Here is a 12,886-nt window from a genome sequence, read left to right on the forward strand (position 1 = left end):
CAAGCGACACCGACAGGACAGGAACGGCCCGCCCACCCGGCGGGCCGTTTGCTTTTGGGGTGGTGATAAGCGCGAATCTTGACCCTCGCGCCTTCTCCTGCCATCCGCGCGGCCATGACTGCGAACAAACCCGGCGATCCCACCACGCTCAACCGCCTTTATGGCCGCGCCAAGGGCAAGCCCCTGCGCCAGGGCCAGCAAGGGCTGGTTGATACGCTGCTGCCGCAGATCGCCGTGCCCGAAGAGGGCCCGGTGACGGCAGAGCGCCTGTTCGGCGAGGACCGCCCGCTCCATTTCGAGATCGGCTTCGGCGGCGGCGAGCATATGGCGGGCCGCGCCGACATGCTGCCCAACCATGGCTTTATCGGCTGCGAGCCCTTCCTGAACGGCGTGGCTCAGGCGCTCACCCATCTGTCGGGTGACAATGGCGCCCATCCGCCGATCCCCAATGCCCGCGTCCATCACGGCGATGCGCTGGAGGTGCTGCGCCGCGTGCCCGATGAGGCGCTGTCCTTCCTCTACCTGCTGCATCCCGATCCATGGCCCAAGGCGCGCCACGCCAAGCGCCGCATGATGAACGACGGCCCGGTCGAGATGTTCGCCGCCAAGCTCAAGCCGGGCGGTGAGTTCCGCTTCGGCACCGATCACCCGATCTATCTGCGCCATGCGCTGATGGTGATGCGCCGCCATACCGACAAGTTCGAATGGCTGGCCACCGAGCCTGCCCATTTCCAGAACCGCCCCGCCGGCTGGCCCGAAACGCGCTATGAAGCCAAGGCCCGCGCGCAGGGGCATGAGGTATGGTACTTCCGCTTCCGGCGTAAATAAGCGAGGTTTGATCGGGGCCTGTTCTCAAGCCGGTTCCGGGTTGATCTTGCGAATACAAACATCTTGTATCCGCCTGAAAGAAAAGGCAGCATTGCGCCATGCTTGCGCTGTTGCCTTTTCTGCTCGCCGCTGCTGCGGCTCCCGATCTGACAGGAAGCTGGGATCTGGATGCCGGTGGCGCCACGATCTTCCGGCTGGAGATCGCCGCCGCGCCCGATGGGCCGAGCGTGACATGGATCAGGCCCACCACATTCGACTCCGACGGTGACAGCTTTTCCGGTGTCAGCGGGCCCGTGGTCAGCCTCAAGGCGCATGATATCCGCAGTGTGAATGGCGATCTAGACATCACCGTCGATGATCCGCACCCCGGGGCGGGGGCCAACGTGCTGCGCCTGCACCGGGTGGATGCCACTCATATCGATGTGTCTTACAGGGGGCTCGGCATCGGCTTGGAGCCTTTTCACTTCGCACGCAGCCAGCCGCATCCGGCAGCGCTTGGTCCGTGGGACAGCAAGCACACCTATGCGCTGACCTTCGTCCGCAAGACCAATCCCGAAATGACGGCGATCTTCAAGGCCGATCAGGATGACCGTACGCTCTATCTGGCGGGCAAGATGGAAGGGGACGCGGTATGGCTGGCGGATCAGAAGCGTTACAAGCGGACGCAGGAACTGCTCGATGCTGGCCAGTTGAGCAGCGCCGAGGATTATAATGGTGCCGCCTTCGTCTTCCAGCATGGCAGCAAGCCGGAGGATTTCCTCAAGGCGCATCTGCTGGCGATGGTGGCGGTGGCCAGAGGCATGCCTTCGGCGATCTGGATCGCGGGGGCCACGCTGGATCGTTATCTTCAGAGCATCAATCAGCCGCAGGTTCTGGGCACGCAATTCCTGAAAGTGGATGGGCCTGAGGCCACGCAGGACCCTTACAACCGCAGCGTGATCTCCGATGCGGTGCGCCAGGCGCTGAAAGTTCCGCCTGTCGCCGAGCAGCAGGAACAACTGCAGCATTACCGGGACGAGGCCGCCAAGGCCGCTTCCAAATCTAACCCACAATCCTCTGCAAAACACTGATCGTTCCGGCATCGGCGTCCATCTCGACATGGGCGCCCACCGGCAGGCTCAGCTGGTTGGCGATATGGCCGATGTTGGCGCCGGAAAAGGCGGGCACGCCCAGCGGCTTGAGATATTGCCCCAGCACATCCGGCACGGTGAAGCCCGCGTAATTCGGCACATTGGCGCTGCAGCGCATGCATTGCCCGAAGATCACGCCCGAAAGCTTGCCCAGCAGGCCGGAGAGCGCCAGCTGGCTCATCATCCGGTCGATGCGGTATTCGGCCTCGCCCACATCCTCGATGAACAGGATCGCGCCGGTGAAATCGGGCAGCCATGGCGTGCCCACGAGCGAGGTCAGCACGGAAAGATTGCCGCCCAGCAGCCGCCCGCGCGCCTTGCCGGGATGGATGGTGGTGATGCGCCAGCGGTCCTGAGCGCTGTCCTCGGGCGAAACCGCGCCCAGCAGCGGCGTCTCGCCGGTGAAGGCCAGCTGCCACAGGCTGTTCCAACTGATGGCCTCCCAGCGGTTGCTGACATTGGGGCCGTGGATCGAGGCGAAGCCGGTCTTGGCCGCAATCGCCAGATGCAGCGCCGTCACATCGCTGGAGCCGACCAGCAGCTTGGGATGGGCCCGAATCAGATCCCAGTCGAGCAGCGGCAGCAACCGTGCGCTGCCCCAGCCGCCGCGAATGGCGAAGATGGCGCGCACGCTGTCGTCCGCGAACATGGTGTGGATGTCGTCCGCCCGGTCCTTGTCGGTGCCCGAGAAATAGCCCCAGATGTCCGACGCATGGCGGCCAACCTTCGGCACCAGTCCCATGCCGCGCACCGTGTCCTGAGCGGCCTCCAGATGCGCGGGCTGGTCATCCGAACTGGCTGGCGCGATCAGCCCCACCGTATCGCCCTGTTTCAGGCGCGGGGGCAGGGCAGCCGTCTGGGGCCATGCGGTTTGCGGGAAGGTCAGGGCGGCCATCGCGCCACCCATTGAGCCAAGGATCGAACGCCTGTCCATCATGCGCTGACCATAAACGCAAAAACCCCGCCGCCCCAAGGGGGTACGGCGGGGTTTTCTGCAAAGGCCATGCGGCGGCGTGAACCCCCGCACGAAACCTGTCGTTAGCCAACCACGTCCGAAGCGGCCAGCAGGGCCAGCGTCAGCACATCGGGCGCGATGGCGGTCATCGGCACGATTTGCACCGGCTTTTCCATACCCAGCAGCACCGGGCCGATGGTGGCATTGCCGCCCAGTTCCTTGAGCAGCTTGGCCGCGATGTTGGCCGACTGCAGACCCGGGAAGATCAGCACATTGGCCGGCGCGGTCAGGCGGCTGAAGGGATAGCGCTTCATCACCGAGGGGTTCAGCGCGGCATCCGGCGCCATCTCACCCTCATATTCGAAGCTCTGCTTCTCCTGATCGAGGATGCTGATCGCGCCGCGAATCGGCTCCAGCCACTTGCCGGTCGGATTGCCGAAAGTGGAGTAGGAGACGAAAGCCACACGCGGCTCATGACCCAGACGGCGGGCGAAACCGGCGGTTTCCTTGGCGATCACGGCCAGCTCTTCGGACGAAGGCCGTTCATGGCAGGTGGTGTCGGCCAGGAAGACGGTCTTGTCCTTGGTCACCAGCACATGGATGCCGAAGGGCAGGCGGCCCGGCGCTGCGTCCAGCACATGGCGCACATCGCGCATGGTCTGGGCATAGGGGCGGGTTATGCCGGTCACCATGGCATCGCCCACGCCCAGCTTGAGCAGCGCGGCGGCGAAAGCGTTACGGTCATGGTTGACCATGCGCTTCACGTCGCGCTCCAGATAGCCGCGGCGTTGCAGGCGATCGTAAAGCAGCGTGCCCATCGCATCGACATGCGGCGAATCGGCGGCATTGTGGATTTCGTAGGCGTCGGGATGGCCCACGCCCAGCTCGGCCAGCTTTTCCTTCACGATGTCGGTGCGGCCCACCAGCACGGGGGTGCCATAGCCGAAATCGCGGAACTGGATCGCGGCGCGCAGGATCACCTCATCCTCCGCTTCGGCGAAGATCACCCGCTTGGGATGCTCCTTCACCTGAGCATAGACCTGCGTGAGCACCGAGGTCGTGGGGTTGAGGCGCGACTTCAGCTGCAGGCGATAGGCGTCGAAATCCTCGATCGGCTTCTGGGCCACGCCGCTGTCCATCGCGGCCTTGGCGACGGCGGCGGGCACCACCTCCATCAGACGCGGATCGAAGGGCGCCGGGATGATGTATTCGCGGCCAAAGCTGTGGTTCTTGCCATAGGCGGCGGCCACTTCCTCGGGCACCTGCATGCGCGCCAGCTCGGCGATGGCATGGGCGGCGGCGACCTTCATCTCCTCATTGATCGCGGTGGCCCGCACGTCGAGCGCGCCGCGGAAAATGAAGGGGAAGCCCAGCACATTGTTGACCTGATTCGGATAGTCCGAACGGCCCGTGGCGACGATGGCGTCGGGGCGGGCTTCCTTGGCCTCGGGCGGGGTGATCTCGGGATCGGGGTTGGCCATGGCGAAGATGATCGGCTCGGCGGCCATGGTCATCAGATAGGCCTTGGGCAGCGCGCCCTTGGCCGAGAGGCCCAGGAAGACGTCCGCGCCCACCAGCGCCTCTTCCAGCGTGCGATGCGGGGTGTCGACCGCATGCGCGCTCTTCCACTGGTCGAGGCGATCACGGCCACGGTAGATCACGCCGCTGCGATCGCAGACGATCACATTGTCATGCGGCACGCCCAGCGACTTGATCAGCGCCGTGCAGGCCAGCGCCGAGGCGCCCGCGCCATTCACCACCACCTTGATGTCCGACAGCTTGCGGTTGGTGAGCAGGCAGGCGTTGATGATGCCGGCGGCGGCGATGATCGCGGTGCCGTGCTGGTCGTCATGCATCACCGGGATGTTCATGCGTTCGCGCAGCGTCTGCTCGATCACGAAGCATTCGGGGGCCTTGATGTCCTCAAGGTTGATGCCGCCGAAGCTGGGCTCCATCATGGCGATGGCCTCGATCAGCGCGTCGGGATCTTCGCTGTTCAGCTCGATATCGATCGAATCGACATCGGCGAAGCGTTTGAAAAGAACCGACTTGCCTTCCATCACCGGCTTGGAGGCCAGTGCGCCCAGATTGCCCAGACCAAGGATGGCGGTGCCGTTTGAGATCACCGCCACAAGGTTGCCCTTGGCCGTGTAATCGTATGCGCAAGCGGCATCAGAAGCGATGGCCTCTACAGGCACAGCCACGCCCGGGGAATAGGCCAGGCTCAGGTCGCGCTGCGTGGCCATGGGCTTGGAGGCGATGATCTCGATTTTGCCCGCGCGGCCGGTGCTGTGGTAGAACAGCGCCTCGCGCTCGGTGAAACGGACATTGCTTTCGTCGGACACCAATTCTTCTCCTCTGTCGCACATGCCCTAACCAAGATGGTCGCCATCCGATAGGGGAAAGCGTGGATAGCTGCCATTCCACGATTGTGATTAACGCGCTAACCGTTGCGCCGATGACCGACGCACCCACTCCCATGATGGCCCAATATCTCACCTTGAAGGCACAGGCGGGCGATTCCCTGCTCTTTTACCGGATGGGCGATTTTTTCGAGCTGTTCTTCGACGATGCCAAACTGGCATCGCAGATTCTCGACATCGCGCTGACCACGCGCGGCGCGCATGAGGGGGCGCCGATCCCGATGTGCGGCGTGCCGGTGCATGCGGCAGAGGGCTATCTGGCCCGCCTGATCAAGGGCGGTTGCCGCGTCGCCATCGCCGAGCAGGTGGAAACACCCGAACAGGCCAAGAAGCGCGGCGGATCGAAGGCGCTGGTGATGCGCGATATCGTGCGCTTCGTGACGGCGGGCACGCTGACCGAGGAAGCCCTGCTGGAGCCGCGCCGCGCCAATGTGCTGGCCGCTGTCTGCGAGGTGCGGGGCGCGATCGGCATCGCCGCCTGCGATATTTCCACCGGCCGCATGGAGCTGGAGGAATGCACCCCCGAGCGCATGGGCGCAGCTTTGGCCCGGCTTGGTGCCAGCGAGCTGGTGGCGCCCTCCGGCTGGGAACTGGCGCCGTTTGAAACCATCCTGCGCGAACCGCATGAGTTCTCCAGCGATGGCGGCGAGCAGCGCCTGTGCGGCGTGCATGGCGTGGCGACTCTGGACGGCTTCGGCCAGTTTTCCCGCGCGATGCTGTCAGCGGCCTGTGGGCTGATCGCCTATCTCGACCATGTCGGGCGCGGCAAGCTGCCGCTGCTGCTGCCTCCGGTGGCCCGTGTGGGCGAGGCGCATCTGGCGATGGATGAGGCGACGCGCGCCAGTCTGGAAATTCTCTCTTCCGCGCAGGGTGGCCGCAAGGGCAGTCTGGTTGAGGCGGTGGACCGCTGCGTGACGGGGGCAGGCGCTCGCTTGCTGGCCGAGGATCTGTCGGCGCCCCTGACCGAGGCGGGCGAGATCGAGGCCCGCCTCGATCTGGTCGGCTGGCTGGTGGAGGATGCGCTGCTGCGCGAGGATCTGCGCCGCATCCTGCGCGCCCTGCCCGACGTGGGCCGAGCGCTGGGCCGCGTGGTGGCCGGGCGCGGCTCCCCGCGCGATCTGGGGCAGTTGCGCGATGGCCTCTCCGGTGCGGCGCAACTGGCCGAGCATCTGGGCGGTCAGACCTTCCGGCCCATGTTGGCCGATGCGCTGTTGCCGCAGCTGGTGGGCCATGGCGCGCTGGTCGATCTGCTCGCCCGCGCGCTGATCGCCACCCCGCCCACCGAGCGCGGGCAGGGCGGCTATATCGCGCAGGGCTATGACGCCGATCTCGACCAGCTGCGCAGCATCTCGCGCGATGGCCGCGCCGCTATCGCAGCGCTGGAGGCCAAATATCGCGACGAAACCGGCATCGCCGCGCTGAAGATCAAGCACAATGGCGTGCTGGGCTATTTCATCGAAGTCCCCGCCGGTCGCGCCGATGCGCTGATGGGCCCGGATTCGCCCTTCACCCATCGCCAGACCATGGCTGGCGCGATGCGCTTCAACGCGCTGGCCCTGCATGAAGAAGCCAGCCGCATCGCCGAAGCAGGCGGCCATGCCCTGGTGGCCGAAGAAGCCCATTTCGAGGAGCTGATCGCCGCCGCCGTCGCCGCGCGCAATGCCATCGCCAACACCGCCATGGCGTTGGCCCGTCTGGACGTCGCTGGCTCTCAAGCCACCCGCGCCGCCGAGGACGGCTGGTGCCGCCCCACCATCACCAGCGACACCATGCTGGAGATCGAGGGCGGTCGCCACCCGGTGGTGGAAGCCGCGCTGAAGACCAAGGGCGAACGCTTCGTTGCCAACGACTGCGCGCTCTCCCCCCGCGACCGGCTCTGGCTGGTTGGTGGCCCGAACATGGGCGGTAAATCGACCTTCCTGCGCCAGAACGCGCTGATCGTGCTGCTGGCGCAATCGGGCGGCTATGTGCCCGCCCAACGCGCGCGCATCGGTCTGGTCGACCGCTTGTTTAGCCGCGTCGGCGCTTCGGACAATCTGGCGCGCGGGCGCTCGACCTTCATGGTGGAAATGGTCGAAACCGCCGCCATCCTGCAACAGGCCACCCCCGCCAGCTTCGTCATTCTGGACGAGGTTGGCCGCGGCACCTCCACCTATGACGGCCTTGCGCTGGCATGGGCCGTGGCCGAAGCCGTGCATGGCGCCAACCGCTGCCGCTGCCTCTTCGCCACCCATTATCACGAGCTGGCCCGTCTCGCCGAAAGCTGCGAGGCCCTGACCCTCCACCACGTCCGCGCGCGGGAGTGGAAGGGCGATCTGGTGTTGCTGCATGAAGTGACCGGCGGCCCGGCGGAAAGCTCCTACGGTCTGGCCGTGGCGCGTCTGGCCGGTGTGCCCGCGCCGGTGGTCTCGCGCGCCAAGGCGGTGCTGGCAAAGCTGGAAAAGGCTCGCCAGCAGACGGGCGGGATTGCGGCAGGGTTGGGCGATCTGCCCCTGTTCGCCATGGCCGCCGAGCCTGAGCCGGAAGAGGTGGATGTGTTGCGCGACAGGCTGGATGGGCTGGATGTCGATGCCCTGTCACCTCGGGAGGCGCTGGATATTTTGTATGAGTTGAAGAGGTTGGGGAAAGAAGAAAAGTAAGATGCGAGGGGATTATCCCCTCGCGCTCCCATGACTTGTCGGCCTTGGCGCCATGGGTTCAGTCACAGAGCAACGTCGCTGCGCCGCAGGCAGGAAGCAATGGGGTAGCGCTGCAGGTTTTTTGCCTGCGGCGCTTTAGCTTGTGCAGGTGGAGAGTTGGGGCGCTCGGCTTCGGAACCGCTGCCATGTCGTCGGGAGACGTAACGGGGTGCAGGGGTGTAACACCCCTGCTGTTCCTTTTCTTAATCCTTCCCGCCTAAACGACGAAACCGATGTTCATCCCCGGCCCCAAACTGACCAAAGTCTTCGCCAGCCGCTGGAAGGCGCTGCTCTGGGCAGCGAGCATTCTGGCCACGGCCTATTTCTTCATCCCTAAGCAGGGCGAGAACAACGCTCAGCAGGATGATCAGGCCGCCTCCATCGCGCGGCAGGTCCTGCATCAGGATGCGCCGGAAGCCGCCAGCACGCAGGTCTCGCCATGGGCGCTGCCGGACAGTGCCAGCAGCGCCGGGCACTAAGCCTTTCAGCGCGTGGGCACGGGCGTTTCGCCGCTGTAATCGTAGAAGCCGCGACCGGTCTTGCGGCCCAGCCAGCCGGCCTCGACATATTTCACCAGCAGGGGGGCAGGGCGGTATTTGGTGTCGCCGGTGCCTTTGAGGAACACGTCCATGATCGCCAGCACGGTGTCGAGGCCGATGAAATCCGCCAGTTCCAGCGGGCCCATCGGGTGGTTGGCGCCCAGCTTCAGGCCCTTGTCGATGTCGGGGATGCTGGCGGTTCCGGCGCCGAGCAGGAAGATCGCCTCATTCAGCATCGGTACCAGAATGCGGTTCACCACAAAGCCGGGCTCATCCTGAGAGAGGACGACCTGCTTGCCCATCGCCTCGCCAAGGGCCTTGGCGCGGGCGGTGGTTTCGGGGCTGGTGGCCAGGCCCGGGATCACCTCGACCAGCTGCATCACCGGCACGGGGTTGAAGAAATGCAGCCCGATAAAGTGCGCCGCATCGGGCGAGGCCTTGGCCATGCGCGTGATCGAAATAGACGAGGTGTTGGTGGCGAGAATGGCGTCAGGCGCCAGATGCTGCCCGGCATTCTCGAAGATTTTCAGCTTGATCTCTTCACGCTCGGTGGCGGCTTCGATCACGAAAGAGGCTTCGGAAAGGCGCGCCAGATCGCCGATGGGGATGATGCGGTCCACGATGGCGGCGGCATCGCCAACGCTGATTTTCTCTTTCGCCACCAGCCGGTCCAGCGATTTGGCGACGGTGCCCTTGCCCTTTTCCGCCAGATCCAGCGCGGTGTCTGACAGCAGCACCTGATACCCCGCCTGCGCCGCACTTTGCGCGATGCCGCGCCCCATTTGCCCGGCACCGATCACTGCTATGGTCTGCATCGCTCAATCCTGACTGACGCCGGCATCGCCCCGGCTGGCACCGGGCACCCATAGCACATCGCCTTCGCCATGCGCATTGATCGCGCGCGCCAGAACGAAGAGAAAATCGGACAAACGATTGATATAGGCCAGAGCTTGCGGATTGATCGGCGTTTCCGCGCTCAGCGCCACCATCGCCCTTTCGGCGCGGCGGGCGGCGGCGCGGGCGACATGAACCCTTGCGGCACCTTCATCCCCGCCGGGCAGGATAAAGCTGGTGAGGGGGGGCAGCTTCTCGTTCAACCCATCCATGGCGCGTTCCAGCCAGTCTGTCTGGGCGGCCACCATGCGCAGCACCATGGGGGAGGGGGTGAAATCCTCGCCGGGCGTGGCCAGATCGGCGCCCAGATCGAAGAGGTCGTTCTGGATGCGGTGCAGGGCGGCGTGATGATCCATCACCACCGCGCAGACGGCCAGACCGAGGGCGCTGTTGGCCTCATCCACCGCGCCGATGGCCTCCATGCGGGCGTCATGCTTGGCCACGCGTGAGCCGTCGACCAGCCCGGTGGTGCCATCATCCCCGGTGCGGGTGTAGATCTTGTTCAGCTTGACCAAAATGGGCTCCTTTAACGGCTGGCTGCGAGCAGGATCACCACCACCAGCACGGCCAGCCCCTGATACTTCACGCGGGCGAACATCATCTCATTCTGGCGCAGCTGGGACGGGGTCGGGCCCTCGCCAAAGTCCCCGCGATCCACAGAATCGCGCGAAGCCTGCAAAAAGGCCACCACGCCGCGCACCAGCGAAAACACGACATAGCCCATCAGCCCCACGATGATCGGCACCAAGATCCATTTCGGCATGACCTTCTCCTCTCCCCTTATGGCCGGGGTTCATAGGATGCTACGCCGGCGGAGAGCGAAAGGCCAGCGGGCAGGCGGCCCTCGCGCAGGGCCTGGGCCAAGGCCGGACCATCCTCGCCCGCAAGGCGCCTGTCGGCCAGCGAGGGGGCATCGCGCCGCTTGGCCAGTTTGCGGCCATCGGGCTCGACCAGCAGGGCGTGGTGGTGCCAGCGTGGCACGGGCAAATCCAGCAGGGCCTGCAGCAACCGATGCACATGGCTGGCCATAAAGAGGTCCGCCCCGCGCGTGACCAGCGTGATGCCATCCGCCGCATCATCCAGCGTGGCGGCGAGGTGATAGGAGGCCGGCGCCTCCTTGCGCAGCAGCACGACATCACCGAACAGATCGGGGCGGGCCTGTTGCGGCCCGGCGATCTCATCCTCCCACACCAGCGGCCCGGCCAGAGCCACCGCCCGCGCCATATCCAGCCGCCATGCCGCGCCCTCGGGATCGACATCGTGGCCGCGGCAGGTGCCCGGATAGATCAGCCCATCGGGGCCTTGCTGCGTGGCCGCCGCCGCGATCTGCGCCCGCGTGCATTGGCAGGGGTAGAGCAGGCCCATCGCCTTCAGCCTTTCACCCGCCGCCTGATAGGTGGCGAGACGATCCGATTGGCTGACCACCGGCCCGTCCCATGTCAGCCCCAGCCAGCGCAGATCTTCTAACGCCTGATCGGCCAGATCGGCGCGGCTGCGGGTGCCGTCAATGTCCTCGATGCGCAGCAGGAACTGGCCGCCAGCGGCCCGCGCCAGATCATGCGCCACCACCGCCGCATAGGCATGGCCCAGATGCAGCGGGCCATTCGGGCTGGGAGCAAAGCGCGTGCGGATCATCTCACCTCCTTCCTGTGGATTATGCCGCTTGGCAACCGCTGCCTGTCGATTGTCGGGCCCGGGAAGGGCTTGACCTGAGCGCTGCGGAGGTGTTCATTCCTCCTCATGACCTGTCGTCAAACCGTCACGACCAACTGTCACAAGAGGCCATGCTCAAGGCGGAGCTGATAGAGCGCGCGGCCCGGTTCCGCAGCGCGGGGGATGATCCCTCCCGGCATTTGCACGATTGCCCTGCACTTGTCCTGAACGCTGATTTCACACCGCTTTCCTACTATCCTCTCAGTCTCTGGCCTTGGCAGACCGCGATAAAAGCGGTCTTTCTCGAAAGAGTGGACATCATCGCGCATTACCAGCGCGAAATTCACTCCCCCAGTTTCCAGATGCAGCTGCCCTCCGTCATCGCGCTGCGGCAATATGTAAAACCCTCTGAATTTCCTGCCTTTACCCGGTTCAACGTCTTCCTTCGCGACCGGTTCTCCTGCCAATATTGCGGCAGCCCCAACAACCTCACCTTCGATCATGTGAACCCACGGCGCCTTGGCGGGCGGACCAGCTGGGAAAATATCGTGGCCGCCTGCTCGCCCTGCAATCTGCGCAAGGGCGGCAGGACGCCCAAGCAGGCGCATATGCCGCTGCTGGTCCCGCCGATCCGCCCCACAAGCTGGCAGTTGCAGGAGCGGGGGCGCGCCTTCCCGCCGAATTATCTGCATGAGACATGGCGGGACTGGCTCTATTGGGATGTCGAGCTGGAAGCTTGAGTTTTGGAAGAAAAAAAACATGCGAGGGTGTTACACCCTCGCGCTCCCATGACTGTCTGCGTTGCGCATCGGGTTCGGCGACAGAGCAACGTCGCAGCGTCGCAGGCATTTATTCTGCAGCGTAGCCCATCATTCCAAAGATAACCTGCCTGCGGCGCCCCGCCTTGCGCAGATGGAGAGGCAGGGCGTTACGATCGTGAACCACTGCCGCTTCGTCGGAAGACGTCATGGGAGCGCGAGGGGGTAACCCCCTCGCACTGACCCTTCAAACCCCCTTTAACGCGGCATCACCCAACGCACCGCGCTGGCAAACCCGCCAGCGGTCGGCTTGCCGCTTTCATCCAGCGCCGGGCTGAACTTCGCGCGGCGGGTGATGAGCTTGCAGGTGGCATTGTCCAGCCCCGGCCAGCCGCTGGAGCTGGTGACGGTGCAGCTGCTGACGCGACCGTCCGCGCCGATGGTCAGGCTGAAGCGCGTGGTGCCCTCATGCCCGCTGTTGAGATCGAGCGAGGGGTAATCCTCCGGGCTGGCCCAGCTGCCCGGCTGGCCCAGCGGCCTGGCGGAGACCGGATCGAAGCGATGCACCGGCGGCGCGGGCGGCACGGGCACAAGGTGCGTGTCGCCGGTGCCATCGCCGATGGTGGTCGGCAAGGTGCTGGGCACGGGGATGGGCAGGGGATCGAAGGTGGGGCGAGGAATGGGGACGAGCGACATTTTCGTATCGGGCATTGTCAGCGGCGCTTCGGGCGCCGGTTTGGGGGTGGGTATGGTTTGGGGCAGCGGCATCTGCACCTCGATGTTGCGTGCCTGTGGATTGGCATGCGTGATCATGGTGACGATGACCCCGCCCAATCCATTGACCAGCGCATAGATGCCGATCGCATGGATAAGCCCGACGCTGGCCAGAACGGCCATACGCTGGCGGGGGTTGGCGTGTGACGACACATAAGTCATTGCACCGCTCCTATCTGGCCCATCTGTCGGGGCCTTTATGATAAGTCATAACGTATCACGATTCGCGGCGCGTGAAAGTGAGTTTTTCATAT

Annotated in this window: 12 protein-coding genes; 5 read left to right on the top strand and 7 right to left on the bottom strand. The window is 65.0% G+C overall.

Annotated elements, in window-relative coordinates; all coding sequences use genetic code 11:
• The first annotated feature begins 114 nt into the window (after positions 1 to 114).
• Together trmB and HGK27_RS01345 are read left to right on the top strand one after the other, a co-directional pair.
• Positions 115 to 828, top strand: a complete 714-nt coding sequence (trmB, locus tag HGK27_RS01340; protein ID WP_068092974.1) for a tRNA (guanine(46)-N(7))-methyltransferase TrmB — start codon at positions 115 to 117, stop codon at positions 826 to 828.
• 98 nt (positions 829 to 926) lie between these two features.
• Complete coding sequence (locus tag HGK27_RS01345; protein WP_206238112.1) at positions 927 to 1,898, top strand: hypothetical protein; 972 nt, start codon at positions 927 to 929, stop codon at positions 1,896 to 1,898.
• Here the strand turns inward: HGK27_RS01345 and HGK27_RS01350 are convergent.
• A complete protein-coding gene (locus tag HGK27_RS01350; RefSeq protein WP_206238114.1) occupies positions 1,870 to 2,895 on the bottom strand; it encodes a S66 peptidase family protein in 1,026 nt (341 codons plus the stop codon). The genes HGK27_RS01345 and HGK27_RS01350 overlap by 29 nt on opposite strands.
• Before the next feature lie 101 nt (positions 2,896 to 2,996).
• A complete protein-coding gene (locus HGK27_RS01355) occupies positions 2,997 to 5,258 on the bottom strand; it encodes an NADP-dependent malic enzyme (RefSeq protein ID WP_206238116.1) in 2,262 nt (753 codons plus the stop codon).
• A gap of 113 nt (positions 5,259 to 5,371) precedes the next feature.
• Here HGK27_RS01355 and mutS point away from each other — a divergent pair, with 113 nt between their 5' ends.
• Together mutS and HGK27_RS01365 are read left to right on the top strand one after the other, a co-directional pair.
• Entirely contained in the window at positions 5,372 to 7,975 is a 2,604-nt protein-coding gene (mutS, locus tag HGK27_RS01360) for a DNA mismatch repair protein MutS (RefSeq protein ID WP_241126771.1), read from the top strand.
• A gap of 272 nt (positions 7,976 to 8,247) precedes the next feature.
• Positions 8,248 to 8,493, top strand: coding sequence for a hypothetical protein (locus HGK27_RS01365; protein ID WP_206238118.1), 246 nt, complete (start codon positions 8,248 to 8,250; stop codon positions 8,491 to 8,493).
• Positions 8,494 to 8,498: 5 nt separating this feature from the next.
• On the opposite strand, the gene HGK27_RS01370 is transcribed toward HGK27_RS01365, so the two are convergent.
• From HGK27_RS01370 to gluQRS, 4 genes are read right to left on the bottom strand one after another with little or no spacing between them, the layout of a single operon-like run.
• Complete coding sequence (locus HGK27_RS01370; protein WP_206238120.1) at positions 8,499 to 9,368, bottom strand: 3-hydroxyacyl-CoA dehydrogenase NAD-binding domain-containing protein; 870 nt, start codon at positions 9,366 to 9,368, stop codon at positions 8,499 to 8,501.
• 3 nt (positions 9,369 to 9,371) lie between these two features.
• Positions 9,372 to 9,962: a cob(I)yrinic acid a,c-diamide adenosyltransferase gene (locus HGK27_RS01375; protein WP_206238122.1), complete on the bottom strand. Its 591-nt coding sequence runs from the start codon at positions 9,960 to 9,962 to the stop codon at positions 9,372 to 9,374.
• A gap of 11 nt (positions 9,963 to 9,973) precedes the next feature.
• The gene (locus HGK27_RS01380; RefSeq protein ID WP_206238124.1) at positions 9,974 to 10,210 is read right to left on the bottom strand and encodes an HIG1 domain-containing protein; all 237 of its coding nucleotides are present in this window, start codon (positions 10,208 to 10,210) and stop codon (positions 9,974 to 9,976) included.
• Positions 10,211 to 10,227: 17 nt separating this feature from the next.
• Complete coding sequence (gene gluQRS, locus HGK27_RS01385) at positions 10,228 to 11,082, bottom strand: tRNA glutamyl-Q(34) synthetase GluQRS (RefSeq protein ID WP_206238126.1); 855 nt, start codon at positions 11,080 to 11,082, stop codon at positions 10,228 to 10,230.
• Between the two features lie 149 nt (positions 11,083 to 11,231).
• Here gluQRS and HGK27_RS01390 point away from each other — a divergent pair, with 149 nt between their 5' ends.
• Complete coding sequence (locus HGK27_RS01390; protein WP_206238127.1) at positions 11,232 to 11,840, top strand: HNH endonuclease; 609 nt, start codon at positions 11,232 to 11,234, stop codon at positions 11,838 to 11,840.
• A gap of 276 nt (positions 11,841 to 12,116) precedes the next feature.
• Here HGK27_RS01390 and HGK27_RS01395 read toward each other — a convergent pair whose 3' ends face one another.
• Positions 12,117 to 12,794, bottom strand: coding sequence for a TonB family protein (locus tag HGK27_RS01395; protein ID WP_206238129.1), 678 nt, complete (start codon positions 12,792 to 12,794; stop codon positions 12,117 to 12,119).
• Between the last annotated feature and the right edge of the window lie 92 nt (positions 12,795 to 12,886).

It is taken from the genome of Novosphingobium terrae (assembly GCF_017163935.1).
GTDB classification, from domain to species: Bacteria; Pseudomonadota; Alphaproteobacteria; order Sphingomonadales; family Sphingomonadaceae; genus Novosphingobium; species Novosphingobium terrae.